25 protein-coding genes are annotated in these 26,878 nt (G+C 53.3%); 10 read left to right on the forward strand and 15 right to left on the reverse strand.

The genetic code is table 11. From position 1 onward, the window contains the following. Window positions 1-7: 7 nt before the first annotated feature. Together degQ and zapG are read right to left on the reverse strand one after the other, a co-directional pair. Window positions 8-1,375, reverse strand: a complete 1,368-nt coding sequence (degQ, locus tag EM595_RS02240; RefSeq protein WP_067427465.1) for a serine endoprotease DegQ — start codon at window positions 1,373-1,375, stop codon at window positions 8-10. 113 nt (window positions 1,376-1,488) lie between these two features. Continuing rightward, window positions 1,489-1,890: a Z-ring associated protein ZapG gene (zapG, locus tag EM595_RS02245; RefSeq protein ID WP_067427467.1), complete on the reverse strand. Its 402-nt coding sequence runs from the start codon at window positions 1,888-1,890 to the stop codon at window positions 1,489-1,491. 167 nt (window positions 1,891-2,057) lie between these two features. Between zapG and zapE the strand changes: the two genes are divergently transcribed. The 5 genes from zapE (at window position 2,058) to sspB (ending at window position 5,727) form a co-directional block, all read left to right on the forward strand. Continuing rightward, a complete protein-coding gene (zapE, locus tag EM595_RS02250) occupies window positions 2,058-3,185 on the forward strand; it encodes a cell division protein ZapE (RefSeq protein ID WP_067427469.1) in 1,128 nt (375 codons plus the stop codon). Between the two features lie 239 nt (window positions 3,186-3,424). Further along, window positions 3,425-3,853: a 50S ribosomal protein L13 gene (gene rplM, locus EM595_RS02255; RefSeq protein ID WP_067427471.1), complete on the forward strand. Its 429-nt coding sequence runs from the start codon at window positions 3,425-3,427 to the stop codon at window positions 3,851-3,853. A 15-nt stretch (window positions 3,854-3,868) separates the two neighbouring features. Further along, the gene (gene rpsI / locus EM595_RS02260) at window positions 3,869-4,261 is read left to right on the forward strand and encodes a 30S ribosomal protein S9 (RefSeq protein ID WP_067427473.1); all 393 of its coding nucleotides are present in this window, start codon (window positions 3,869-3,871) and stop codon (window positions 4,259-4,261) included. Window positions 4,262-4,583: 322 nt separating this feature from the next. Further along, window positions 4,584-5,225 carry a stringent starvation protein SspA gene (sspA, locus tag EM595_RS02265; RefSeq protein WP_067435083.1) on the forward strand — a complete coding sequence of 214 codons (642 nt, stop codon included), beginning with the start codon at window positions 4,584-4,586 and terminating at the stop codon, window positions 5,223-5,225. A gap of 4 nt (window positions 5,226-5,229) precedes the next feature. Continuing rightward, window positions 5,230-5,727, forward strand: a complete 498-nt coding sequence (gene sspB / locus EM595_RS02270; RefSeq protein WP_067427475.1) for a ClpXP protease specificity-enhancing factor — start codon at window positions 5,230-5,232, stop codon at window positions 5,725-5,727. Window positions 5,728-5,804: 77 nt separating this feature from the next. On the opposite strand, the gene EM595_RS02275 is transcribed toward sspB, so the two are convergent. Then, a complete protein-coding gene (locus EM595_RS02275) occupies window positions 5,805-7,223 on the reverse strand; it encodes a glutamate synthase small subunit (protein WP_067427477.1) in 1,419 nt (472 codons plus the stop codon). A gap of 9 nt (window positions 7,224-7,232) precedes the next feature. Next, window positions 7,233-11,702 carry a glutamate synthase large subunit gene (gltB, locus tag EM595_RS02280; RefSeq protein WP_067427479.1) on the reverse strand — a complete coding sequence of 1,490 codons (4,470 nt, stop codon included), beginning with the start codon at window positions 11,700-11,702 and terminating at the stop codon, window positions 7,233-7,235. A gap of 842 nt (window positions 11,703-12,544) precedes the next feature. Between gltB and arcB the strand changes: the two genes are divergently transcribed. Both arcB and mtgA read left to right on the forward strand, forming a co-directional pair. Next, window positions 12,545-14,890, forward strand: a complete 2,346-nt coding sequence (gene arcB / locus EM595_RS02285; protein ID WP_067427481.1) for an aerobic respiration two-component sensor histidine kinase ArcB — start codon at window positions 12,545-12,547, stop codon at window positions 14,888-14,890. 869 nt (window positions 14,891-15,759) lie between these two features. Further along, a complete protein-coding gene (mtgA, locus tag EM595_RS02290) occupies window positions 15,760-16,482 on the forward strand; it encodes a monofunctional biosynthetic peptidoglycan transglycosylase (RefSeq protein ID WP_067427483.1) in 723 nt (240 codons plus the stop codon). Window positions 16,483-16,516: 34 nt separating this feature from the next. Here mtgA and npr read toward each other — a convergent pair whose 3' ends face one another. The 11 genes from npr to EM595_RS02345 all read right to left on the reverse strand — a co-directional run bounded on the left by npr (window position 16,517) and on the right by EM595_RS02345 (window position 24,507). Beyond that, a complete protein-coding gene (gene npr, locus EM595_RS02295) occupies window positions 16,517-16,789 on the reverse strand; it encodes a PTS phosphocarrier protein NPr (protein WP_067427484.1) in 273 nt (90 codons plus the stop codon). After that, window positions 16,786-17,640, reverse strand: a complete 855-nt coding sequence (gene rapZ, locus EM595_RS02300) for an RNase adapter RapZ (RefSeq protein ID WP_067427486.1) — start codon at window positions 17,638-17,640, stop codon at window positions 16,786-16,788. The genes npr and rapZ overlap by 4 nt, the downstream gene beginning before the upstream one ends. A 27-nt stretch (window positions 17,641-17,667) precedes the next feature. Next, the gene (gene ptsN / locus EM595_RS02305) at window positions 17,668-18,153 is read right to left on the reverse strand and encodes a PTS IIA-like nitrogen regulatory protein PtsN (protein WP_173645387.1); all 486 of its coding nucleotides are present in this window, start codon (window positions 18,151-18,153) and stop codon (window positions 17,668-17,670) included. Between the two features lie 183 nt (window positions 18,154-18,336). After that, window positions 18,337-18,624: a ribosome hibernation promoting factor gene (gene hpf / locus EM595_RS02310; protein ID WP_067427488.1), complete on the reverse strand. Its 288-nt coding sequence runs from the start codon at window positions 18,622-18,624 to the stop codon at window positions 18,337-18,339. Window positions 18,625-18,646: 22 nt separating this feature from the next. Next, window positions 18,647-20,080 carry an RNA polymerase factor sigma-54 gene (gene rpoN / locus EM595_RS02315; RefSeq protein WP_067427490.1) on the reverse strand — a complete coding sequence of 478 codons (1,434 nt, stop codon included), beginning with the start codon at window positions 20,078-20,080 and terminating at the stop codon, window positions 18,647-18,649. A 48-nt stretch (window positions 20,081-20,128) separates the two neighbouring features. Beyond that, complete coding sequence (lptB, locus tag EM595_RS02320) at window positions 20,129-20,854, reverse strand: LPS export ABC transporter ATP-binding protein (protein WP_067427492.1); 726 nt, start codon at window positions 20,852-20,854, stop codon at window positions 20,129-20,131. A 5-nt stretch (window positions 20,855-20,859) separates the two neighbouring features. Next, complete coding sequence (gene lptA, locus EM595_RS02325; RefSeq protein WP_067427497.1) at window positions 20,860-21,405, reverse strand: lipopolysaccharide ABC transporter substrate-binding protein LptA; 546 nt, start codon at window positions 21,403-21,405, stop codon at window positions 20,860-20,862. Further along, window positions 21,383-21,952: an LPS export ABC transporter periplasmic protein LptC gene (lptC, locus tag EM595_RS02330; RefSeq protein ID WP_067427500.1), complete on the reverse strand. Its 570-nt coding sequence runs from the start codon at window positions 21,950-21,952 to the stop codon at window positions 21,383-21,385. The genes lptA and lptC overlap by 23 nt, the downstream gene beginning before the upstream one ends. Further along, window positions 21,949-22,515: a 3-deoxy-manno-octulosonate-8-phosphatase KdsC gene (kdsC, locus tag EM595_RS02335; RefSeq protein WP_067427501.1), complete on the reverse strand. Its 567-nt coding sequence runs from the start codon at window positions 22,513-22,515 to the stop codon at window positions 21,949-21,951. The genes lptC and kdsC overlap by 4 nt, the downstream gene beginning before the upstream one ends. A 13-nt stretch (window positions 22,516-22,528) precedes the next feature. Continuing rightward, window positions 22,529-23,515, reverse strand: coding sequence for an arabinose-5-phosphate isomerase KdsD (gene kdsD, locus EM595_RS02340; RefSeq protein ID WP_067427503.1), 987 nt, complete (start codon window positions 23,513-23,515; stop codon window positions 22,529-22,531). Window positions 23,516-23,529: 14 nt separating this feature from the next. Continuing rightward, entirely contained in the window at window positions 23,530-24,507 is a 978-nt protein-coding gene (locus tag EM595_RS02345; protein ID WP_067427504.1) for a calcium/sodium antiporter, read from the reverse strand. A gap of 240 nt (window positions 24,508-24,747) precedes the next feature. Here EM595_RS02345 and mlaF point away from each other — a divergent pair, with 240 nt between their 5' ends. Genes mlaF through mlaD form a run of 3 tightly spaced genes read left to right on the forward strand, consistent with a single transcriptional unit; the run spans window position 24,748 to window position 26,873 of the window. Beyond that, entirely contained in the window at window positions 24,748-25,566 is an 819-nt protein-coding gene (gene mlaF / locus EM595_RS02350) for a phospholipid ABC transporter ATP-binding protein MlaF (RefSeq protein WP_067427505.1), read from the forward strand. A 7-nt stretch (window positions 25,567-25,573) separates the two neighbouring features. Further along, window positions 25,574-26,356 (forward strand): lipid asymmetry maintenance ABC transporter permease subunit MlaE, encoded by a 783-nt coding sequence (gene mlaE, locus EM595_RS02355; RefSeq protein ID WP_067427507.1) that lies wholly within the window; start codon window positions 25,574-25,576, stop codon window positions 26,354-26,356. Between the two features lie 4 nt (window positions 26,357-26,360). Next, the gene (gene mlaD, locus EM595_RS02360; protein ID WP_067427509.1) at window positions 26,361-26,873 is read left to right on the forward strand and encodes an outer membrane lipid asymmetry maintenance protein MlaD; all 513 of its coding nucleotides are present in this window, start codon (window positions 26,361-26,363) and stop codon (window positions 26,871-26,873) included. Window positions 26,874-26,878 lie beyond the last annotated feature (5 nt).

Here is a 26,878-nt window from a genome sequence, read left to right on the forward strand (position 1 = left end):
CTGAGACTTATCGCAACAGTAAATAAATGGTGTCTTCGCCACGTACGACGTGAAGCGCCATGACCGCCGGTTTGGCATCGAGGAATTTACGCATCTCTGCCAGATTCTGCACGCGGCTGCGATTAACGCCGACGATAACGTCACCTTTCTGCAAACCGATCTGTTCAGCCGGCGTGCCTTTGTCGACGGCATCAACGTTCACACCTTTGTCACCGGTTTTGGTCTGGCCATCGCTTAAGGTTGCACCCTGCAACGCTGGCGACATCAGCTGCGCGCTGGCGGTAGATTGCGCGCTCTGTTCCAGCGTCACCGTGACGCTCTGCGGCTTGCCTTCACGTACCAGGCCGACTTTTACCTGTTTGCCCGGCGCGGTGGTGCCAATCTTCACGCGTAGCTCAGCAAAGCTGGTGATGTTTTTGCCATCCAGCGAGGTAATGATATCGCCTGCTTTGATGCCCGCCTTTGCCGCCGCTGACTGCGGCAGCACTTCTGAGACAAAAGCTCCGCGCTGCGCATCGACGTTAAATGCTTTGGCGATGTCTGGCGTTAGTTCGGTGCCTTTGATGCCCAACTGACCGCGTTTAACCTCGCCAAACTCAATCAGCTGCTTCGCCAGTTCAACCGCCATGTTGCCCGGAATGGCGAAGCCAATGCCGATGTTGCCGCCGCTGGAGGCGAGAATGGCGGTGTTAATACCAATCAGTTCGCCATTAAGATTGATGAGCGCGCCACCGGAATTACCCCGGTTGATCGCCGCATCGGTCTGGATAAAGTTTTCCAGCCCTTCGAGGTTCAACCCGCTGCGGCCCAGCGCAGAGATAATGCCCGAGGTTGCCGTCTGGCCCAGGCCGAACGGGTTGCCGATAGCCACGGCGAAGTCGCCAACTTTAAGCGCATCGGAATCAGCCACTTTAATTTGCGTCAGGTTTTTAGCGCCCTGAATCTGGATCAGCGCGATATCGGTCTGCTCATCATGACCGATCAGTTTGGCATCATATTCATTGCCGTCGCTGAGCTGAACGCTGATTTTGTCTGCGCCGTTGACCACGTGATTATTGGTCAACACATAACCTTTAGCCGCATCAATGATCACGCCGGAACCTAAGCCTTCAAAAGGCTGCGGCTGATTATCGCCCGGCTGCTGGCCAAAGAAACGCTTCAGCGGTTCAGGAATCTCCTGGCGGTCTTCCGTGGCGGTGCCTTCAACATGCACGCTGACCACCGCAGGCAGGACTTTCTCCAGCATCGGTGCCAGGCTCGGCAGCGCCTGACCCTGAATCTGCGCCGGTAATGTCGCCATGGCTGACGGCATCGCACCGAGATTGATGCCGATGCTCAATGCTAATGCGCTAAACAAAAGTGATTTCTTTTTCATCGTGACAACGCTCTCGCTGCGTAAGGTGGAATATAACGAAGGTTCGCCTTACATTGGCAAACACTGTGGTATCCGGTATGCAAAAGGGCGCTGAAGGCGCCCTGAAAATCTGCTTAATCGCGAGGTGAACGTTCGCTGCGCAGCAAGCCTGACGCGCTCTCAGAATAATCGCGCGGCATCTGCACCGGCGCCTGATCGTTATCCGCTTCCGCTTCGGTCAGTTGATACGCAAAGGGATTTTTCTCACCCGGTAAATTAGGCAGTAAATCGTTCGAACCTTTTGCCATGTGCTGGTAAAGCTGACGATAATCACGCGCCATATTATCCAGCAGCTCAGCGCTGTGGGCGAAATGATTGGTCAGTTCTTCACGGTAATCTGCTAATTCCGATTTAGATTTTTCCAGCTCATACTGCAAACTACGCTGCTCGCGCAGCTTCTTGTTGCCGAAGCGCATAGCAACCGCGCCGATAATAATGCCAATCACTAAACCAATCAGCCCATATTCCCAGGTCATAATGACTCCCATATTGTCTTCGTTGTCCGTAGGGCATACCACAGTGTCACTATAACCGGTAATCTTACCGATGTGGAATCCTGCCGCGGTATCGCTTAGTGTAGAACGGCCTTTTTTTCGACGATCAACCTGGCGTTGACCCATTTTTCATGGAAGCAGAGAGCATCATGCATAGCCCGTCACCTTTAGCGCTTTACGAACAGGCGTTGGCCAGTAATGAATTCAAACCTGATGAGGTTCAACGTGAGGCGATTAGCCGTCTGGACGCGATTCAACAGGCGTTAGTCGCTTTAAAACCTGCCGATGCTGCGCCTGCAAAAGGGCTGTTTGGTCGGCTAAATAAGTTGATTGGCAAAGAGAAAAGCGCGGCGCAAACGCCCGTGCGTGGCCTCTATATGTGGGGCGGCGTGGGTCGCGGTAAAACCTGGATTATGGATCTCTTTTTTCAGTCAATTCCTGGCGACCGTAAGCTGCGTTTGCACTTCCATCGCTTTATGCTGCGCGTGCATCAGGAACTGACGCAGCTGCAGGGCCAGAGCGATCCGCTAAATGTCATCGCCGATCGCTTTAAGGCGGAAACCGACGTGCTGTGCTTTGATGAGTTCTTTGTCTCTGATATCACCGATGCCATGCTGCTGGGAACGCTCATGGAAGCGCTGTTTGCACGCGGCATCACGCTGGTTGCCACCTCGAACATTCCGCCAGACGATCTCTACCGCAACGGCCTGCAGCGCGCGCGTTTTCTGCCAGCCATTGAACAGATCAAGCAGCACTGCGACATCATGAACGTTGATGCCGGCATCGATTATCGCCTGCGTACGCTGACCTCGGCGCATTTATGGAATGCGCCACTGAACGAGGCGAGCGCAAAAGAGATGGATCGAATGTTTAAAGCGCTTTCCGGCGGCGGACGGGAAGAAGCGCCAGTGCTGGAGATCAATCATCGCGCGATGCCGACCAAAGGGGTTCGTGAGGGCGTGCTGGCGATCGATTTTGTCACGCTTTGCGGGGAAGGGCGCAGCCAGCATGATTACATTGAGCTGTCGCGGCGTTTTCACAGCGTGCTGCTGTTTGATGTGCCGGTGATGATTTATAAAACCGAAGATCAGGCGCGCCGCTTTCTGGCGCTGGTGGATGAATTCTATGAACGCCACGTAAAACTGGTCGTCGCCGCGGAAAGCTCGCTGTTTGAAATCTATCAGGGTACGCGGCTGAAATTTGAGTATCAGCGTTGCGTATCGCGTCTTCAGGAGATGCAAAGCGAAGAGTATTTGCGCCTGCCGCATCTGCCCTGAAATGCCGCGGCAGAAAGGTATAAATTAAACGCAGAAAAGGTTCGATCTTTAGCACCGACTTCCCTATAATCTTGCGACCCCACGTTACGACATCAGTTTTTTTCCCAAAACTCGATGTGCTCCGGTAACTCTATCCGAAGGGGTGGGCTTGCTGGTCAAGATGGTCGTGTGAGCCTCAACCGTTTATTCAAGCGTTTGGGATTTCACCAACGTGTAACTTAATTTGGGTAAGCTTTTAGATGAAAACTTTTACAGCTAAGCCAGAAACCGTCCAACGTGACTGGTATGTTGTTGACGCAACAGGCAAAACTTTAGGTCGTTTGGCGACTGAACTGGCGAGCCGTCTGCGTGGCAAGCATAAAGCGGAATATACTCCGCACGTCGATACTGGTGATTACATTATCGTTCTTAACGCTGAGAAAGTTGCCGTAACCGGTAACAAGCGTAGCGATAAGATCTATTATCATCACACCGGCCACATCGGTGGTATCAAGCAGGCGACCTTCGAAGAGATGATTGCCCGCCGTCCTGAGCGTGTGATTGAAATCGCGGTTAAAGGCATGCTGCCAAAGGGCCCGCTGGGCCGTGCTATGTACCGTAAACTGAAAGTTTACGCGGGCAACGAGCACAACCATGCGGCACAGCAACCGCAAGTTCTTGACATTTAATCGGGATTACAGGCAATGGCTGAAACTCAAAACTACGGCACTGGTCGCCGCAAAAGCTCTGCCGCTCGCGTCTTTATCAAGCCGGGCAGTGGTAACATCGTAATCAACCAGCGTACACTGGAACAGTACTTCGGCCGCGAAACTGCGCGCATGGTAGTACGTCAGCCGCTGGAACTGGTTGATATGGTTGGTAAATTTGACCTGTACATCACTGTTAAAGGTGGTGGTATTTCTGGTCAGGCAGGCGCAATCCGTCACGGCATCACTCGTGCTCTGATGGAATATGACGAATCTCTGCGTGGCGAACTGCGTAAAGCAGGCTTCGTTACTCGTGATGCTCGTCAGGTTGAACGTAAGAAAGTCGGCCTGCGTAAAGCACGTCGTCGTCCTCAGTTCTCCAAGCGTTAATAATTCCTGCTTCGGCAGAGGATTGTTACGAAAAACCCGCTTCGGCGGGTTTTTTTATGCACGCAGCAAAAACGCTAACCTGCTGAATCTAAAGGCACTGTGTGTGGCCTGCCGCGCAAATATTGCGTGCCGCGCCCACAACGTACTTAAAATCTGGTAAACTCTCTGTCACTTTGCGCCCGCTTAGCCCGTCTGCTGAATACAAACGTCCTGTCAGGATAGGGGACAGCAGCAACCCGGCTGCGTGCGGTGATGTCAAGCAGGTTACCTGCCTTATGGCTGGCTACTCGCAGTACTTTTCTGGATAAACTTGGAGGTTTTCATGGCTGTCGCTGCCAACAAACGTTCGGTAATGACGCTGTTTTCTGGTCCGACTGACATTTTCAGCCATCAGGTACGTATCGTACTGGCTGAGAAAGGTGTCAGCGTAGAGATCGAGCAGGTTGAAACGGATAATCTGCCGCAGGATCTGATTGACCTCAATCCGTATCGCACCGTGCCAACGCTGGTAGATCGTGAGCTGACCCTGTATGAATCACGCATCATCATGGAATACCTTGATGAGCGTTTTCCGCATCCACCGTTGATGCCGGTTTATCCGGTTGCGCGTGGCGAGAGCCGTCTGATGATGCATCGCATCGAGCAAGACTGGTATAGCCTGATGCGCCTTGTCGTTAACGGTTCGGCGCAGGAAGCAGAAGGCGCGCGTAAGCAACTGCGTGAAGAGCTGTTGGCTATCGCGCCACTGTTTGCACGCACGCCATACTTCATGAGCGAAGAGTTCAGCCTGGTTGACTGCTACCTTGCACCGCTGCTGTGGCGTTTGCCGCAAATGGGCATTGAGCTAGTCGGTACCGGCTCGAAAGATCTGAAAGGCTATATGAATCGTGTGTTTGAACGTGATTCTTTCCTCGCTTCTCTGACTGAAGCTGAACGTGAAATGCGCCTGCAAGCCCGAGGCTAATGCTATGGATATGACGCAACTTACCGCTCGTCGTCCCTATTTGCTGCGTGCATTCTATGAATGGCTGCTGGATAACCAGCTGACGCCACATCTGGTCGTGGATATCAATCTGCCAGGCGTGCTGGTGCCGCTGGAATATGCGCGCGATGGTCAAATCGTATTGAATATCGCGCCACGCGCCGTCGGCAACCTTGAGTTGGGCAACGACGATGTGCGTTTTAACGCGCGCTTCGGCGGCGTGCCGCGTCAGGTGACCGTACCGTTGGCGGCCGTGATGGCAATTTATGCGCGTGAAAACGGAGCCGGAACGATGTTTGAACCGGAACCGGCTTACGAAGGCGCTGATGAGCTGGATCATGATACGGCTCAGGATGAAACCGTAATGTCTGTGATTGATGGCGATAAGCCTGACGATGCGGGCAGTAACGAAGACGATCATTCTGATGACGAGCCGCCGCCGCCGCGCGGTGGTGGACGACCGGCACTGCGTGTCGTGAAATAAAAAACGGACCTTAGGGTCCGTTTTTTTATGGCCTTTATCCGCAGATTTGGGCGACGCACTCGCCGCCCGTGAACATATTACACTTCCAGATAATCCATAATACCTTCTGCCGCTTTACGGCCTTCAGCAATGGCGGTCACCACCAGATCAGAGCCGCGCACTGCATCGCCGCCAGCAAAGATTTTAGGGTTACTGGTCTGGAACGCTTTTTCAGGCCCTTCCGGTGCGATGATACGTCCCTGACCGTCAAGCTCGACGCTGAAGTCGGCCAGCCAGTTCATTTTGTGTGGACGGAAACCAAACGCCATCACCACCGCATCCGCAGGCAGCAGATGCTCAGAGCCCGGCACGATTTCTGCACGACGACGGCCATGCTCATCCGGCTGGCCCATTTCGGTACGCGCAACCTTCACGCCACTTACCCGACCGTTGGCATTGATTTCCACACCCAGCGGTTGCAGGTTAAACTGGAATTCCACGCCTTCTTCCCGCGCATTCTTCACTTCGCGACGTGAACCCGGCATGTTCTCTTCATCACGACGATAGGCACAGGTTACGTGCGTTGCGCCTTGACGGATTGACGTACGCACGCAGTCCATCGCAGTATCGCCACCGCCCAGTACCACCACGCGCTTGCCTTCCATGCTGGTGTAAGGCTGCTCGGTTTTTTCAGCGAAGCCCATGGTGTGCATCGTGTTAGCAATCAGGAACGGCAGCGCATCGTAAACGCCCGGCGCATCTTCGTTTTCCAGACCACCGCGCATCGACTGATAGGTGCCGACGCCGAGGAATACCGCATCGAAGTCATTGATCAGGTCGCTCATCTGCACATCACGGCCAACTTCAGTGTTGAGCTGAAACTCAATACCCATGCCGGTGAAGAGATCGCGGCGTTTAATCATCACCTCTTTTTCCAGCTTAAAGGCCGGGATGCCGAAGGTCAGCAGACCACCGATTTCAGGATGACGATCGTAAACCACCGCTTTCACGCCATTACGCGTTAAGACGTCGGCGCACGCCAGTCCGGCCGGACCGGCACCGATGACCGCCACCCGTTTGCCGGTAGGTTTCACGTGAGACAGATCGGGCTTCCAGCCCATTTCCAGCGCTTTATCATTGATATAGCGCTCGATGTTACCGATGGTCACGGCGCCAAACTCATCGTTTAGCGTGCAGGATCCTTCGCACAGACGATCCTGCGGACAGACGCGGCCACACACTTCTGGCAGGCTGTTGGTTTGATGCGACAGCTCAGCGGCCTCAATAATGCGGCCTTCATTGGCCAGTTTCAGCCAGTTAGGAATGTAGTTGTGTACCGGACACTTCCATTCGCAATAAGGGTTGCCACAGGACAGGCAACGATCTGCCTGCGCCTTGGCCTGACTTTCTGAAAAGGGTTCGTAGATTTCTACGAACTCAATCTTACGGATTTTCAGCGGTTTTTTCGGCGGATCAACGCGCTGCAAGTCGATAAATTGATAAACGTTTTGACTCATCTCAACCTCTTACTGCGCTTGCACCCGCAGCTCTGCTGCGGAACGACTACGGTGACCCAACAATGCTTTAACATCACTGGACTTCGGTTTAACCAGAGCAAACTTCGCTGACCATGCATGCCAGTTGGCGAGGATCTCTTCACCGCGTGAAGATCCGGTCTGCTGGACGTGCTCGGTAATCAGGCCGCGCAGATGCTCTTCATGAATCGCCAGATCATCCACGCTCAGCACTTCCACCAGCTCGGCGTTTACGCGCTTGCGGAATTCGCCATCTTCATCCAGCACATAGGCAAAACCACCGGTCATACCTGCGCCAAAGTTAACGCCGGTGCGACCCAGCACGCAGACAATGCCGCCGGTCATGTATTCACAACCGTTATCGCCAATGCCTTCCACCACGGTAATGGCGCCAGAGTTACGTACGGCGAAGCGCTCACCGGCACGCCCTGCAGCAAACAACTTGCCGCCAGTTGCGCCATACAGGCAGGTGTTGCCCGCGATAGTCGCTTCATGGCTACGGAAAGCTGAGCCAACCGGTGGGCGAATGGCTAACATGCCGCCCGCCATACCTTTACCGACATAGTCATTGGCATCACCGGTAAGCGTCAACTCTACGCCGCCCGCATTCCAGACGCCGAAGCTCTGGCCGGCCGTGCCAGAAAAATGTGCCTTGATCGGATCGGCAGCCAGGCCCTGATCGCCATGCAATGCGGCAATCGCACCGGACAATGTCGCGCCTACCGAACGGTCGGTGTTGCGAATATCAAAGTAAAACGTTTTGCTCTGCTTCGCTTCAACATACGGCAGCGCCTGATCGTGCAACGCTTTGTTTAGCACACCATTATCAAAAGGCGGGTTACTGCTTTCGGTGCAATATACTGCTTTGCCCGGCATTGGCTCCGCGGTCTTCAGCAGCGCCGACAGATCGAGGTTCTGCTGTTTAGCGGTAAAACCATCCAGCTCTTTCAACAGATCGGTGCGACCAATCAGATCAACCAGGCGCTTCACGCCCAGTTCCGCCATCAGCTCGCGAGTTTCACGCGCAATAAACTCAAAATAGTTCGTCACGCGATAAGGCAGGCCGTGGTAATGGTTTTTCCGCAGCTTCTCATCCTGCGTTGCCACGCCCGTTGCGCAGTTGTTGAGGTGACAAATACGCAGATATTTGCAGCCCAGCGCCACCATCGGACCGGTACCAAAGCCGAAGCTTTCGGCGCCAAGAATGGCTGCCTTAATGATATCGAGGCCGGTTTTTAAACCGCCATCGACCTGCAGACGGATTTTGTGACGCAGGCCGTTAGCAACCAGCGCCTGCTGGGTTTCGACCAGGCCCAGCTCCCACGGACAGCCCGCGTACTTCACTGAACTTAGCGGGCTGGCACCGGTGCCGCCATCATAGCCAGCAATGGTGATCAGATCGGCATAGGCTTTTGCCACGCCGGTGGCAATGGTGCCAACGCCGGGTTCAGAAACCAGCTTCACCGAAATCATCGCCTTTGGATTGACCTGCTTAAGGTCAAAAATCAGCTGCGCCAGATCTTCGATGGAATAGATATCGTGATGCGGCGGTGGCGAAATCAGCGTAACGCCAGGCACGGAATAACGCAGCTTAGCGATATACGGCGTAACTTTATCGCCCGGCAGCTGGCCGCCTTCGCCAGGTTTTGCACCCTGAGCAACTTTAATTTGAATCACATCGGCATTCACCAGATAGGCTGGCGTAACGCCAAAACGGCCAGAAGCCACCTGCTTGATGCGTGACACTTTATTGGTGCCGTAGCGTGCCGGATCTTCACCGCCTTCGCCGGAGTTAGAGTAACCGCCGAGGCTGTTCATCGCTTCAGCCAACGACTCATGGGCTTCAGGACTCAACGCACCGATCGACATCGCTGCGGTATCAAAGCGTGTGAACAACTCGCTGGCGGATTCCACCTGATCGATGTGCACCGATTCACCGGAGGATTGCAGCTGCAGCAGATCGCGTAACGCTGCAACCGGACGTTCGTTAACCAGCTTCGCGTAAAGTTCATAATCCGCATACTCGCCGCTGTTCACCGCTTTTTGCAGCGTGCCAACAACATCCGGGTTATAGGCGTGGTATTCACCGCCATAAACGTATTTCAGCAATCCACCCTGATCCAGCGGTTTACGCGCCAGCCAGGCACGTTTCGCCAGGTTAACCAAATCCTGCTCAAAGTCAGCGAAGTTCGCACCGCTGATACGGCTGACCACGCCGTTAAAGCAGATGCCTGAGACATCGGCATGCAGACCCACCGCTTCAAACAGCTTCGAGCAGCGATAAGAGGCGATGGTCGAAATGCCCATTTTGGACATGATTTTGTAGAGGCCTTTGTTGATGCCGTTACGGTAGTTCAACATCAGGCTGCGGTAATCTTTTTCGATTACGCCGCTGTCGGCCATCTTCGCCAGTGATTCATAGGCGAGATAGGGATAAATAGCGGTCGCGCCAAAGCCCAGCAGCACAGCGAAATGGTGCGGATCGCGGGCGCTGGCCGTTTCGACAATGATGTTGGCGTCGCAGCGCAGATTTTTATCCACCAGCCGAGCCTGTACCGCACCGACAATCATCGGTGCCGGAACCGGCAAACGCGTGGCCGAAATCGCGCGGTCAGAGAGCACCAGCAGTACGGTACCGTTACGCACCATGCTTTCCGCCTGCTCACACAGTTGGTGAATGGTCTGCTCAAGCGACTGCAGCGCCGGATCAAAGGTGCAATCCAGTGTATCAGCGCGATAGTATTCGCCTTGCATGGTCGTGAGCTGCTGGAAGTCAGAATAGAGCAGGATTGGCGATTTAAAGCTTACGCGATGCGCCTGGCCTTCTGCTTCACAGAATACGTTCATCTCGCGGCCGATGCTGGTCGCCAGCGACATCACATGATTTTCACGCAGCGGATCGATGGGCGGGTTAGTCACCTGCGCAAACTGCTGGCGGAAATAGTCATAGATTATGCGCGGTCGGCTGGAGAGCACGGCAAATGGCGTATCATCGCCCATCGATCCCACCGCTTCCTGACCATTTTCGCCGAGTACGCGAACAATCGAATCCAGCTCTTCGGCACTGTAACCAAACTGCTTCTGGAAGGTCACCAGCAGGTTGTCATCCAGCTCGCGGCTGCCCACCCGATCGTCGGGCAGATCTTCAAACGGCACCAGACGTTTGACGTTTTTCTCCATCCACTCTTTGTAAGGGTGGCGGCTTTTCAGATCGTTGTCGGTTTCCGCTGAGTGCAGAATACGGCCAGCACGGGTATCGATGACCATCAGTTCGCCAGGGCCAACGCGGCCTTTCTCGATCACTTCATCGGGCTGATAATCCCAGATGCCCACTTCCGAGGCGCAGGTAATCAGCTTGTCTTTAGTGATGACATAGCGCGCCGGACGCAGACCGTTACGATCAAGGTTACAGGCCGCATAGCGGCCATCGGACATCACGATGCCCGCCGGGCCATCCCACGGCTCCATGTGCATGGAGTTGAAGTCAAAAAAGGCGCGCAGTTCCGGATCCATATCCGGATTATTTTGCCAGGCTGGCGGCACCAGTAAGCGCATCGCACGGATCAAATCCATGCCGCCGCTCAGGAACAGTTCCAGCATGTTATCCATTGAACTGGAGTCAGAGCCGGTCTCGTTGACAAAAGGCGCGGCGTTCTGCAGATCGGGAATCAGCGGCGTATCGAATTTATAGGCACGCGCTCGCGCCCAGTGGCGGTTACCGGCGATGGTATTGATTTCACCGTTGTGCGCCATGTAGCGGAACGGCTGCGCCAGCGGCCAGCGCGGAACGGTGTTGGTAGAAAAGCGCTGGTGGAACAGGCAAATGGCCGATTCCAGACGCAGATCCGCCAGATCGAGATAAAAACGCGGCAGGTCGGCGGGCATGCACAGCCCTTTATAAATATTGACCTGATTAGAGAAGCTACAGATGTAGAACTCTTTGTCAGCCAGCGCTTCGATGCGTTTTTCGCTGCGACGGCGCGCCATATAAAGGCGGCGCTCCATGTCGCGCGGGCGCCAGCCGGCCGGAGCATTGATAAACAGTTGTTCAATACGTGGCAGAGAGGAGAGGGCGATTTCACCCAGCACATCTTGATTGGTCGGCACATCGCGCCAGCCCACTACCGACAGCGTTTCACGCTGAACTTCTTCCTCCACAATGCGGCGGCTCGCCTCAGCCTTTTCCGGATCCTGGTTGAGGAACAGCATGCCAACGGCGTAGTTTTTTGCCAGGCGCCAGCCTTTCTCTTCGGCCACCACGCGGAAAAAGCGATCGGGTTTCTGTAATAACAGACCACAGCCGTCGCCGGTCTTGCCGTCAGCAAGGATCGCGCCACGGTGTTGCATACGGGCGAGTGCGTGAATAGCGGTACGCACCACCTTATGGCTAGGTTCGCCTTCTATGTGGGCGATCAGGCCGAAACCACAGTTATCCTTTTCAAGGGATTTATCGTACAACATATCAGTGAACCTCCCCAGGCTCTGTGGATCCCCATTTCCGACGGCGCTCAGGCGTAGCAAAGAGGCGCGATTGTTATGACGAAGGGATGGTCACTTCGCTACTCGCCTCTTTCCTGATGGCCTTTTATGTCGGTGTCACAAGTATTGCGGACTTGCTTCAGAGGGAATCTCAATTACTGCATAATTATGGCGGATGGAACATCCGTCGAGAAAGCTTCCAGCGGATTTCCAACTTATCGGGAAAGCGCACACAGGTCAAATAGCGACGTTAATCAGCTGTTTATCGCTCTTTATGTGCGTATGATTTTGATTTTAAAAGTATTTAAGGTGAAATTAGTGGCAATCGAAGGTCTATTTCAATTCAGTGCATACTGAATCGTCCCACTGTAGTGCAGCGCCGGAATCTCTGCACCATGCTGGTGCTGGCGTGTTTTACAGCATAATACACTGATTAGCTGCGCCGCTGCCTGCTAACAATCTGTTTTTCACCCAGGCATCGTTTTGAATCAAACTGCGTTTTTGTATTAGTAAAATTAATTACGCAGTGGGTGATTAAAACAGCGAAAAAGATGAATTTTTATTCGTTCAGGAAATAAGAATCAGGCGCAGGTAACGGCGTTACTGCACAAAAAGAGTGGAATTACAGCGAGATTGCTCACAAACGAGCGGGTTATCAATGTAAGCGGTCATCATAATTAGTCAAGCCCTTTGTCTCCAGAGCGTTGCCAGCATGCAAACTAAGCCGGCAATGCACTTAAAGAGTGCAACGGCGCGGGTTTGCGTCAATGGTGCCGATAATAAAATACGCTATGATGGTGACTTGCTTTGAACAGGGATTAATCATGAAACAAATTCGCCTTTTGGCACAGTACTATGTTGATTTGATGGTCAAACTTGGCCTGGTGCGTTTTTCTCTGCTGTTGGCATCGGCGCTGGTGGTGCTGGCGATGATTGTGCAAATGGCGGTGACCCTGGTGCTGCGCGGTCACGTAGAAAGCATCGACATGGTACGTTCTGTTTTTTTTGGCCTGCTGATTACTCCCTGGGCGGTCTACTTTCTTTCTGTGGTGGTGGAGCAACTGGAAGAGTCGCGACAGCGCCTGGCGCGGCTGGTGGATAAACTGGAGGAGATGCGCAATCGCGACCTTGAGTTAAACCAACAGATGCAGCTCACCATTACCCAGCTGAATCAGGAGATCGCCGATCGTATCAAGGCGGAAAAAGCGCGACGTCAGGCGATGGAAAAGCTCACTGAAGAGATGGCGCGCCGCGAGCAGGCCCAAATCGAACTTGAACAGCAATCCTCTTTTTTACGCTCATTTCTGGATGCCTCGCCTGACCTGGTGTTTTATCGCAACATCGACAAGCAATTTTCCGGCTGCAATCGCGCCATGGAATTATTGACCGGCAAAAGTGAAAAGCAGCTGATCGGGCTGACGCCGGAAGATGTCTATGATGATGAAGCCGCGACTAAGGTGCTGGAAACCGATGAGAAGGTGTTTCGTCATAATGTCTCGCTGACCTATGAACAGTGGCTGCAATATCCCGATGGCCGCAAAGCCTGTTTCGAAATTCGTAAGGTGCCTTATTACGATCGCGTCGGCAAACGCAGTGGCCTGATGGGCTTTGGACGCGATATTACCGAACGTAAGCGTTATCAGGATGCGCTGGAGAACGCCAGTCGCGAGAAGACCACCTTTATCTCTACGATCAGCCACGAGCTGCGTACGCCGCTTAATGGCATCGTTGGCCTGAGTCGTATTCTGTTGGATACCGAGCTAAATCAGGAGCAGCTAAATTATCTGAAGACCATTCACGTCTCGGCTATTACGCTGGGCAACATCTTTAACGATGTGATTGAAATGGACAAAATCGAGCGCCGTAAGGTGCAGCTTGATAATCAGCCGGTGGACTTTACCGGCTTCCTCGCCGATCTTGAAAATCTCTCTGGCCTGCTGGCTCAGCCGAAGGGGCTGAAATTTGTATTGCAGCCTGAATCGCCGGTGCCGCATAAAATCATTACTGATGGCACCCGGCTGCGACAGATTTTATGGAACCTGATTGGCAATGCGGTGAAATTTACCCAACAGGGCGAGATTGTCGTGCGGGTTAATTATCAGCCGGACGAAACGCTACGCTTTGATGTCATCGACTCAGGCATGGGGATTCCGCAGGATGAGCAGGATAAAATTTTCGCCATGTATTACCAGGTGAAAGACCAGCACGGCGGCAAACCGGCAACCGGCACCGGTATCGGGCTGGCGGTATCGCGGCGGCTGGCGCAAAGCATGGGCGGTGATATCACCGTACAAAGCGCGCCGGGCACAGGATCCTGCTTTACCGTCACCGTTCAGGCACCGCGGATTGCGGATGAAGTGGAAGATGAACAGTCAGAAGAAGAGATGCCACTGCCCGCACTTCACGTCCTGTTGGTGGAGGATATTGAACTCAACGTCGTCGTTGCGCGCTCGGTGCTGGAAAAACTCGGCTGTAGCGTAGAAGTGGCGATGACCGGCGGCGAAGCGCTGCGTATGTTCCAGGTGGATGAGTTTGATCTGGTGCTGCTGGATATCCAACTGCCTGATATGACCGGGCTGGACGTTGCGCGTGAAATCCATCGTCAGCATCCTCAGGCGCAGCTGCCGCCGCTGGTGGCATTAACCGCTAACGTACTCAAAGATAAAAGAGAATATCTGGAAGCGGGCATGGATGATGTGCTGAGTAAGCCGCTGGCGGTACCGGCGCTGACGGCGATCATCAAGAAGTACTGGGATTATCATGATGACGACGGTGACGTTACTGAGATCGAGGAAGAGGACAGCCGGTTGACGCTGCTCGATATTCCCGTGCTGGAGCAGTATATCGACCTGGTCGGGCCGGGGTTAATTCGTCAAAGCCTGGCGATGTTTGAACAGATGATGCCGGGATATCTGGCGGTGCTAGACTCTAACATGATGGCGCGCGATCAAAAGGGCATTGCCGAAGAGGGCCATAAAATCAAAGGCGCGGCAGGTGCCGTGGGATTACTGCATTTGCAGCAGCTCGCTAAACAGATTCAAAGCCCGGAATTGCCTGCATGGTGGGATAATGTTCAGGAGTGGGTCGACGAGCTCAACCAGGAGTGGCGAAACGACGTGGACGTGTTGAAAGCGTGGGTTGAGACGGTAGAAAAAAATGACCCCAGCTGAGCTGGGGTGCGCGAATACTGCGCCAACACCAGGGAAAAGGGTACTGAAGCCGTTATTAACATCTGTTATCACAGGGCATCAGTTTGGTATTGGGTAGTGCCTGATAAATACCTTAGCAAATATGTAAAACGCTGCGACAAGATTGATTAAAATCTGTGATGTAGAGCAGCGTCTCCGTACAGAAAACATTAATTTGGCAACACAGTCAAGCTGTGAATCATTTTATTGATCTCTCTGCCTGAAATTTCAGCGAATGTAATGATTTTGTTAAATGCCGTTAAAGGCTTCACTTACGGGATCTGCGTCACAGGATATATGCAAATGCCAGCAGGTTATAAGCCACTTTATTTTTTTGTAATTGCCTGAATAACATGCTTTTTCTATAAAGAAACGTTTCGATGCTGTTGGCTCCGTGGCTTAACAATGTTCCACGTAACAAAGTAAGTTTCTACCTGTTAAAAAACACTTATCCATCGTTATCATAAGCTTTCTTGCTCAGAGTTTAACGATGTTCTGCCGTCTCTGGCAGATTTTCTTTACACCATTTATCAACTTTTCAATGACGATTATCCTGTATGGTGCAACATGATAAATAAGAAAAGTGAATGTTTCGTTTTGCAGTGACTTCACCGTAATCATTAAAACCAAAAAGCGTTGTGCTGATTAATAAAACGGCATGGAACCGATTCCTTATTTCAGGAAGTGCATGAGATACGACAAGATATTACAAACCCGGCGCAGGGCGTTGGCGTTTATTTGCACTTCCGCTCCAGGCGTTTCTCACCTAAAATCAATGCATAACATCGCTGAAACGTTCCAAAAGGTTCAGTAATTGATAAGCTCCGGCAACATGAAAGGTAAGCGTTAACATGGCTAAACATAAGGAAGGCAGGCTGGAGAAGATAAAACGGTTGCTGGTACGGACAGTACTCTCTGTATTAGCGATCTGGATTGCTAGCATTTTGCTGTTTTCATTTGTTCCGGTACCGTTTTCAGCCGTGATGGTTGAACGACAGCTTGCGGCCTGGTTGACCGGTGATGTGAGTTACGTTGCGCATTCCAGCTGGGCAGGAACCCATGAGATTTCGCCCTGGATGTCGCTGGCGGTTATCGCCTCAGAAGACCAAAAGTTCCCGACACACTGGGGATTTGACGTTGATGCAATTGAATCAGTCCTCGACAAAGGCGAAAAAGGGCGCATGCGTGGTGCGTCGACCATTTCTCAACAAACGGCTAAAAATGTTTTTTTATGGGATGGCCGCAGCTGGGTGCGCAAAGGGCTGGAGGCTGGCTTAACGGTCGGTATTGAAACGGTCTGGAGCAAACGACGTATTCTGACGGTTTATCTCAACGTCGCTGAATTTGGTGAAGGCGTATTTGGCGTGGAAGCGGCATCACAGCGTTATTTCCACAAACCCGCCAGTAAGCTGACCATTTCCGAAGCCGCGCTACTGGCAGCGGTATTGCCCAATCCGCTGCGCTTTCGTGCCGACGCGCCGGGCGCCTACGTTCGTCAACGTCAGCAGTGGATCATGCAGCAGATGCGCCAGCTAGGCGGTGAAGGCTTTCTGGTCCAGCATAAGCTGATGTAGGCCACGCGCACCGGAAGGCTGCCGGTGCGCGATATCACTCTTCGTCAAAACCCGACTCAAACAGCTCAATCACCGCGGCTAAAGCCACTTCTTCCTGCGGGCCCTGTACTTCAATTTCAATATGTCCACCCTGGGCGGAATCAAGCATCAGCAGCGCAATAACGCTGCTGGCTTCTGCTTCGGTGCCCGCTTCATTACGCAGCAGCACTTCAGCATCAAAACTCTGCACCAGCTCAAACAGTTTCATTGCCGGACGTGCGTGCATGCCCAGCTTATTTTTGATCTCAACGGTCTGCTTAACGGTCATGATTTGCGTTTTTCCAGTGTGCGATGACGTGACTGCACATTTTTGCCACGCGAACGGAAGTAATCAGCCAGCTGTTCGGCAATATAAACCGAACGATGCTTACCGCCAGTACAGCCGATGGCCACGGTCAGGTAGCTGCGGTTATTGGTTTCCAGCATCGGCAACCACAATTCAAGATAGCTGCGGGTTTGATAAATAAAGTTGTGCACTTCGGTATGGCGATCAAGAAAGGCAGCGACGGGTCGATCGAGCCCGGTCATCGGTCGCAGCTTTGGATCCCAGTGGGGATTGGGCAGGAAGCGCACGTCGAAAACGTAGTCGGCATCGATGGGAATACCGTGTTTAAAGCCAAAGGATTCAAACACCATAGTGAGTTCGCGCTCACGCTTGCCCAGCAGCCGAGTACGCAGCATCTCAGCCAGTTCATGCACCGACATCTCTGAGGTATCGATGATCAGATCGGCGCGTGAGCGTAAAGGCTCCAGCAGATCGCTCTCTTCATCAATGGCGCTCTCCAGAGAGAGATTTTTACTGGAAAGAGGATGCAGGCGACGCGTATCGCTGTAACGACGAATCAGCGTATTGCGGTCGGCATCAAGAAACAGCAGTTGCGGCGAAAAGCTGTCCGGCAGGCTGGTGAGGGCTTTTTCAAATACCTCAGGCGATTCCGGCATATTGCGAACATCAATGCTCACTGCGGCAGAGATATTTCGCTCCGCCAGCGATGACGCTAAATCGGGAAGCAGCACAACCGGCAAGTTATCGACACAGTAAAAGCCCATGTCTTCCAGGGCCCGTAACGCTACCGATTTGCCCGATCCAGAGCGGCCACTGACAATCATCAGCACCATGAATTCTCTCTCCTGTTTAACCCGGCATTAAGATTGCGACTCATCCTGAGATTCTGTGATGATTTCATACAGTTCATTATCGCTTTGGGCCGCACGCAGGCGACGACAAATGCTCTTATCGGCCAAACGCCTGGCCACTAAAGAGAGGGTATGTAAGTGCGTTTTGCACTGGTCTGCTGGTACCAGCAGCGCAAACAGCAGATCAACCGGCTGGTTGTCCACCGCGTCAAACGCAATGGGCTGATCGAGACGAATAAAGACGCCCACTGCACGCAGCGTATCCTCTTCCAGCTTGCCATGAGGAATCGCAATGCCGTTACCAATGCCTGTACTTCCCATACGCTCGCGCGTCAGGATGGATTCAAAAATCGTCTGGTGCGGCAAGTTAAGCTGTTTCGCCGCCAGTTCGCTGATGATTTCCAGTGCCCGCTTCTTGCTCTGGCAATGTACGCCGCTGCGGGTACATTCGATGGAAAGAACAGAACGGAGTTCCAGGGTCAGATCGTTATTCATCATAGTTTCACTTACGTGTTCACGTGCCACGGATGCAGCCATTCACTTTACGCGCCTTCAGGCGGGAAAAGCAGCAAAAACTGAGGTGGCATTTTGCCTGAATGGAAAAAGGGGGCGAATAAATTCGCCCCTTGCGTCGGGCAGACAGGCTGCCGTTCGTTGATCCATCATGCGGTTATAAAATTAATGTTGTTTGAGTTTGTCTTTATGCTTGTTCAGCTGACGAGTCAGCTTATCGACCAGGCTGTCAATCGACGCATACATGTCATCCGCTTCAGCTGTCGCATGTAGCTCACCCCCATTGACATGCAATGTTGCCTCAGCAATTTGCATCACTTTTTCCACTTTCAGCACAATGTAAACCTGATTAATTCGGTCGAAGTAGTGCTCAAGCTTGGCAAACTTGGTGTTGAGGTATTCGCGCAGAGGAGCCGTAACTTCAACGTGTTGCCCGGTGATATTTAGTTGCATAGGTCTTCCTTCTCGTTGCTGATCAAACCAATTGCTTGCGCTGGTTCGAGGGTGGGATAGACAAAGACTCACGGTATTTTGCCACGGTGCGGCGCGCAACCATAATGCCCTGATCGGAAAGCAGGGAAGTCAGCTTGCTGTCGCTCAGCGGCTTAGCGGGATTTTCAGCAGATATCAGCTTTCTCACCAGCGCGCGAATCGCCGTTGATGAGGCTTCTCCGCCGCCTTCAGTATTTACGTGGCTGGAGAAAAAGTATTTAAGCTCGAAGATGCCGCGCGGGCTGTGCAGGTATTTCTGCGTGGTGACGCGCGAAATAGTCGATTCATGCATCTCGACTGCCTGCGCGATATCCGCCAGCACCATCGGGCGCATGTGCTCTTCGCCCTGCTCAAAAAACGCCTGCTGCTGCTCCACAATGCAACGTGTGACCTTCAGCAGCGTGTCGTTGCGGCTTTCCAGACTTTTGATTAACCATTTCGCTTCCTGCAGATTGCTGCGGATAAACTGGTTATCGCTATCGTTGCGTGAGGATCCGCCGAGCGCGGCATAGTGCTGATTTACCCGCAAACGCGGCAGGCTGTCGGCATTGAGATCGACCTGCCAGCGGTTGCCGATCTTGCGCACCAGCACATCAGGAATGACATATTCGGGTTCGGAGGTATTAATTGACTGGCCGGGGCGCGGATCCAGCGACTGGATCAGCTGCATTGCGCACTTCAGCGTCTCTTCTTTCAGACGCGTTACGCGCATCAGGCTGCGAAAATCGTGGTTAGCCAGCAGATCAAGATGATCGCTGACGATCTGACGCGCCTCTTTCAGCGATGGTGTATCAACATCATATTGTGACAGCTGAACCAGCAGACAATCGCGCAGATCGCGGGCGCCAACACCAACCGGATCAAAGCGTTGAATGCGTTTAAGCACCGCTTCAACTTCATCGAGCGCAAGGTCGTCGCTGCCTACGCCATCGCGAATCTCTTCCAGCGTGACGGTCAGATAACCGGTGTCGTCAATGGCATCAACGATGGAGGTCGCAATGGCGCGATCGGTATCCGTAAAGGGAGTGAGCTCAACCTGCCACATCAGATAATCCTGCAACGTCTGCGTGGTTTCGCCCTGATACACGGGCAGCTCATCGTCGTGGTAATCGGTACCGGTGCCGGAAGGTGTGCCCGCGGTGTAAATCTCATCCCACGTGGCATCCAGCGGCAACTCTTCCGGCATATCTTTCTGTTCCAGCGCTTCGCGGGTGTCCAGCGCCTCGGTTTCCTGGGTTTCCCGTGAATCTATCTCTTCATGAATATCGGCTTGCTCAAGCAGGGGATTACTCTCCAGTGCCATCTGTAGCTCCTGCTGGAGCTCAAGCGTAGAGAGTTGCAGCAAACGTATCGCCTGCTGCAGTTGCGGTGTCATCGCAAGTTGTTGGCTGAGCCTGAGTTGCAAACCTTGCTTCATAGTCAGGATTAACGTTCCTAAACAAACATACCGGTTACCAACACCTTATCAGAGTCTGAACTCTTCGCCCAAGTAAACCCGCTTAACTTGTTCATCGGCGAGGATTTCATCCGGCGTACCGTGGGCAATCAGGCTGCCCTGACTAACGATATAGGCGCGTTCACAAACCGCCAACGTTTCGCGCACATTATGATCGGTAATCAACACGCCCAAGCCACTGTCACGCAGATGCTCAATAATTTTCTTGATATCGATAACCGAGATGGGATCGACACCGGCAAAAGGCTCATCCAGCAGAATAAATTTTGGATTCGCAGCCAGCGCCCGGGCAATCTCAACGCGGCGACGTTCTCCGCCAGATAACGCCTGGCCCATGCTGTCACGCAGATGTTCGATATGAAACTCTTCCATCAGCTCATTAGCACGATCCTCGCGCTGTTCCGTGGTCAGATCGTTGCGCACCTGCAGCACCGCCATCAGGTTGTCGTAGACGCTCAGGCGACGGAAGATCGAGGCTTCCTGCGGCAAGTAGCCGATGCCGCGGCGTGCTCGCGCATGCAGTGGCAGAATACTGATATCTTCATCGTCGATCACAATGCGCCCGGCATCACGCGGCACGATGCCGACCACCATGTAAAAAGTGGTCGTTTTGCCAGCGCCGTTCGGGCCAAGCAGGCCAACAATCTCGCCTGATTTGACCTCAAGGCTGACATCTTCAACAACGCGCCGACCTTTGTAGGCTTTCGCCAGATGTTCTGCGATTAAAGTTGCCATACGAATCAGTTACTCTTCTTTTGGCTGCTTGCGGAGCCGTTTTTATCCTGCAGCTGCGACGGCACTAACACCGTGGTCACGCGATTGCTTTTGCCTTCGCTGTAGGCCTGCATTTTCTGCTGTTTCACCAGATAAGTGATGCGATCGCCTTTGATGTTGCTGTCCAGCTGCTCTAAATAGGCGTTGCCAGTCAGCTCAACAAAGTCGTTAGCCAGTTCGTAATGCATCTTTGAAGCGTTGCCTTTGACCGGTTTGCCGTTGTCCTGCAACTGGTAAAACGTCGCGGGCGCGCCGTAAGCGTCGACCACGGTTTTTTTGCTGTCGCCGCCAGGACGAGTAACTACCACTTTATCCGCGGTAATTTTGATCGAACCCTGCGTCACGATAACGTTGCCGGTAAAGGTGGCGACGTTGCCCAGCATATCGAGCTGCTGGTTCTGCGAATCGATGTTTACGGGCTTTTCCGAGTCGCCGGTCAGCGCGAACGCCGGCAGGCTCGCGGTCAGCAACGCGCTAACCACCAATAATTTAAGGCTGTTTTTGGATTTCATATGAGGTTTTAACCTTTTCAATTAACTCGGCGTTTTTCGTCCGTAAATTACCGCGCATTTTCATGCCGGTAGAGTTAAAACTGGTGCCCCACAGCGTAACCTGATCGTCGGACGTAACATCCTGTGTGACCAAATTGACCTGCGCATTGTCGGTTTTAATACGTTGCAGCTGAGAGTCCTGCGTCAGCGTGTTCACTTCCACATGACCATAAAGATAAAGCATGCGATCCTGCGTCAGTTTGGCTTTATCCGCTTTAACTGACCAGGTCGGCACCTTGTTCTCATCGTACGTCGTCATTACGGGTTTATCGAACCAGCTGACGCCATCGGATGAAAAATAGGTGACCTTATCGGAAACCAGCTGATAGCTGAGCGAACCTGCCGGGTTGTAGACCAGTGATTTTGAATTGGCACTGGTGTAAGTCGGCTCTTCGCCGTTGGCGGAGGGATTGGTCTGCACATCCTCATTATTTGTGAGGCTCCAGCCAATCAACACCAGCGCAATCAGGGCCAGTAACAGTGTGATCCAACGCCTGCTTTTACTCATACCGATTGCCCTTTGGCGTCATCGAATTTGTCCTGCGCGATCAGTATCAGATCGCAAATTTCGCGCACTGCGCCGCGTCCGCCGGCAATGCGCGTGGTGTAATGGGCACGTGGTAACAGCACCGGATGCGCGTCCGCCACGGCGACGCTCAATCCGACGCGGGCCATCACCGGCCAGTCGATTAAGTCATCGCCAATATAGGCAACCTGATCGGGCTGTAGCGACAGTTTATCGAGAAGCTCGGTGAAGGCCAAAAGCTTATCGGATTGCCCCTGATAAAGATGGGTAATGCCGAGCGTCTGACAGCGATCTTCCATCAGTTTTGCGTTGCGGCCGGTTATAATAGCGACTTCCGTGCCGGAGGTCAGCAGACAGCGAATGCCGTAGCCATCGCGAACGTTAAAGGCTTTCAGCTCTTCGCCGCTGTTTCCCATGTAAATCTGTCCGTCCGACATCACGCCATCAACGTCACAAATCAACAGCTTAATCTCGCGTGCGCGTGACATCACGTCCTGAGAAACGTCGCCGTAGCAGGTGGTAACCACTGCGTTTTCCTTACTCATTTTTGCTTCCCGTTTACACTACGCCAGCGCGCAGCATGTCATGCATATGAACAACCCCGAGTAGCTGATCGCCATCGGCGACCATAATCGCGGTGATATTTTTGCTCTGCATTAAATTAAGTGCGTCTACCGCCAGCATAGCAGGGCGAACGCGAATGCCGCCTGGCGTCATCACCTGCGCAATGCTTGCCTGCTGAAAATCGATGCCCATATCAAACACCCGACGCAGGTCGCCATCGGTAAACACGCCTTCGATTTTCAGCAGGTCATTAACTATGACCGTCATGCCGAGATTTTTACGCGTGATCTCCAGCAGCGCATCGCGCAGCGAGGCATCACGCGTCACGTGCGGCATTTCAGCGCCGGTATGCATGATATCGCTGACGCGTAACAGCAGCTTACGGCCCAGCGCGCCGCCAGGGTGCGAAAGGGCAAAATCCTCTGCGGTAAAGCCGCGCGCTTTCAATAGCGCAACGGCCAGCGCATCGCCCATGACCAGCGTGGCGGTAGTGCTGGTGGTCGGCGCCAGCCCCAGCGGGCAGGCTTCGTGCGGGACTTTTACACAGAGATGAATATCGGCGCTGCGTCCCATGGTGCTTTCCGGACGGCTGGTGACGCAAATCAGCGAAACGTGCAGACGCTTCAGTACAGGAATCAGCGCCAAAATCTCATTGGATTCGCCGGAGTTGGAGATAGCGATCACCACGTCGTTGGCGCTGACCATGCCCAGATCGCCATGGCTGGCCTCTGCCGGATGCACGAAAAACGCAGGTGTACCGGTGCTGGCAAAGGTTGCCGCCATTTTTTTACCGATATGCCCCGATTTCCCCATGCCCATCACCACAACTTTACCCTGGCAATAAAACATCATTTCGCAGGCACGGGAAAAGTCTTCATTGATGTATTGATCGAGCTGCTCCAGCCCCTGACGTTCAATGTCGAGAACGTCTCTGCCAGCCTGCTGAAAGTCGAAGCCGGATTCGATAGAGTGATGAGACATCGCTTTTATCCTTATTAATGCGTTTGCATTGGCTGCAGCCAGAGTACCGCGACCCAAACCATAAAGCCGCAAAGCAGCAGGGCACCGGCGAGGCGGCCAATACAGCGGCGGCGCTGCAAACAGAGCAGGGCAAACAGTGCGCTTACCCCAAGCATGATCCAGTAATCGCGAGCAAAAATATCGGTATCGAGCAGGCCGGGATGAATCAGCGCCGGTATGCCCAGTACAATGGCGATATTATAGATATTAGAGCCGATGAGGTTGCCGATGGCGATATCGTCTTCGCCTTTCAGCGCGCCCGCAATTACCGTTGCCAGTTCTGGCAGGCTAGTGCCTACCGAGATTAATGTCAGGCCGACCACTAATTCTGAGACGTTGAAGTAGTCAGCGATCACCGAGGCATTATCAATGACCATTCGGGTCGACATTGGCATAATAATTAGCGCTACGGCCAGCCACAGAAACGCCACGGTATTGCTGGCGTCATCACGCGGCAGTTCCGCCAGCTGTTCCCGCGTCAGGGTATCGTTGTTGGCGCGTTCCGCTTTGCGGGCGATGCGAATGATAAAGAGCAGATAGATCGCGGCAATGGCGATCAGCGCTAACCCGTCAAGCCGACTAAGCTCATTATCGAACAGCGTCAATCCACACAGCAGCGTCACCAGCAACATCAGCGGTAATTCGCGACGAATCAGATTCGAATGCAAGGAAAGAGGATGGAGCAACGCCGCGCCGCCCAGTATCAGCAGAATATTGGTAATGTTGGAACCGATGGCGGTACCCACGGCAATATTCATTTGCCCATGCGCCGCCGCCGAAAAAGAGACGATCATTTCTGGCAGCGACGTGCCGATGCCCACCACGGTCATGCCAATGATCAGCGGAGGAATGCCGAATGAACGGCACAGAATCGACGCACTGAACACCAGACGATCGGCTCCATACACAAGCAACATCAAACCGATGACCAACAGTGCTATGGCTAAAAACATGAAGCGTCCTTTGTCGGCTATAATCGTCGGCTTGCCGCATCCGACTTTTCCGGGCGAAATGGTGGTTAGCCGCTGATTTTGACCGTCTGTGAGCAAAAAGTAAAACGGATGCCGGTTTTCGTCACACGGTTGCGATAGTTTTCTGTGAAAGTAACGCCGTTTAGTTGTTAACCTCATCGCTGGACGAGGGCAACCTGCGTTATGTCACCTTTGAAAAAGCATTTTGTAGTGGGAGAAGTCATGAGTAGCAGTCAGGCGCCGACTAATTTGGTCGATGTGCGGGGCGTGAGCTTTGCACGGGGTAATCGACAGATTTTCGATAATATCTCGCTGACCGTACCTAAGGGAAAAGTGACAGCGATCATGGGCCCATCCGGCATCGGCAAAACCACATTGCTGCGTCTGATTGGTGGTCAGTTACAGCCAACCGCCGGCGAAATCTGGTTCAACGGCGAGAATATTCCGCAACTCTCGCGTTCACGTCTCTACGACGTGCGCAAAAAAATGAGCATGCTGTTCCAGTCCGGCGCGCTCTTTACCGATCTCAACGTGTATGACAATGTCGCCTGGCCGCTGCGTGAACATACGCGCCTGCCGGAGCCGCTGCTGCACAGCACGGTGATGATGAAGCTTGAAGCCGTGGGGCTGCGTGGTGCGGCGCAGCTTAAACCTTCAGAACTCTCTGGCGGCATGGCGCGGCGCGCGGCGCTGGCGCGGGCCATCGCGCTGGAACCAGACCTGATCATGTTTGATGAGCCTTTTGTTGGCCAGGATCCGATTACCATGGGCGTGCTGGTGAAATTAATCGATGAACTCAATCACGCGTTGGGTGTGACCTGCATCGTGGTTTCACACGATGTGCCAGAGGTATTGAGCATCGCCGATTACGCCTATATTGTTGCCGGGCAAAAGATTATTGCGCAGGGCTCAACGCAGCAGCTGCAGGATAATGAGGATGCGCGTGTTCGCCAGTTTATCGACGGCATTGCCGATGGCCCGGTGCCATTTCGCTTTCCGGCAGGCGATTACCTGGCTGACTTAACCGATTCAGGGAGATAACCCATTGATGTTTATTGATGCGATCGCTGCGCTGGGGCGAAAAGGCATAGAAACCTGTGCATCGTTTGGTCGCGCCGGTTTAATGCTTTTTCACGCGCTGGTCGGTAAGCCCGAATTTCGCAAACATGCGCCGCTGTTGATTAAACAGCTCTATAGTGTGGGTGTGTTGTCGTTGCTGATTATCGTGGTATCCGGGCTGTTTATCGGTATGGTTCTTGGGCTGCAGGGCTACCTGGTGCTGACCACTTACAGCGCTGAAACCAGCCTTGGCATGCTGGTGGCGCTGTCGTTGCTGCGTGAACTGGGTCCGGTGGTTACCGCGCTGCTGTTTGCCGGCCGCGCCGGGTCGGCGTTAACGGCAGAAATCGGTCTGATGAAGGCCACAGAACAGCTCTCCAGCATGGAGATGATGGCAGTCGATCCGCTGCGTCGGGTGGTTGCGCCACGCTTCTGGGCTGGATTTATCAGCATGCCGTTGTTAACGCTGATTTTTACCGCTATTGGCATTTGGGGCGGTTCGCTGGTGGGCGTGAACTGGAAAGGCATCGATCCTGGCTTTTTCTGGTCAGCGATGCAGAACGCCGTCGATCTACGCACCGATCTGCTTAACTGTGTTATCAAAAGCGCGGTTTTCGCCGTCACGGTGACCTGGATCGCCTTGTTTAACGGCTACGACGCGATTCCAACTTCGGAAGGGATCAGTCGTGCCACCACGCGCACCGTCGTGCATTCGTCACTGGCGGTGCTCGGCTTGGATTTTGTCCTTACCGCACTGATGTTTGGGAATTGATGCAATGAATACCAGGAAAAGTGAAATTACCGTGGGTGCCTTTTTGCTGCTGGCGCTGGTGGCCGTCGTCTTTCTTTGTCTGCGCGTTGCCGATGTGAAATCGCTGGGCAACGAACCGACCTGGCGTCTTTATGCCACCTTCGACAACATTGGCGGGCTGAAGGTCAGCTCACCAGTGAAAATCGGCGGTGTCATTATTGGCCGGGTCAGCAGCATCGCGCTGGATAAAAACTATTCACCTCGCGTGGCGATGGATATCGAGAAAAAGTTTGATCGCCTGCCGGATACCAGCTCGCTGGCCATCCGTACCCAGGGCCTGCTCGGCGAGCAATATCTGGCGATGAATGTTGGCTTTGACGATCCTGATATGGGTACCGCCACGTTGAAAGATGGCGATACGCTGCACGACACCAAGTCCGCGCTGGTGCTGGAAGACTTAATTGGTCAGTTCCTTTACAAAAGCGGCGATAATAATAGTAAACAGCAGGACGATCAGCCTGCTGCGGCTCAACCTTAAGAGGC

This window comes from Duffyella gerundensis (genome assembly GCF_001517405.1).
Classification (GTDB): domain Bacteria; phylum Pseudomonadota; class Gammaproteobacteria; order Enterobacterales; family Enterobacteriaceae; genus Duffyella; species Duffyella gerundensis.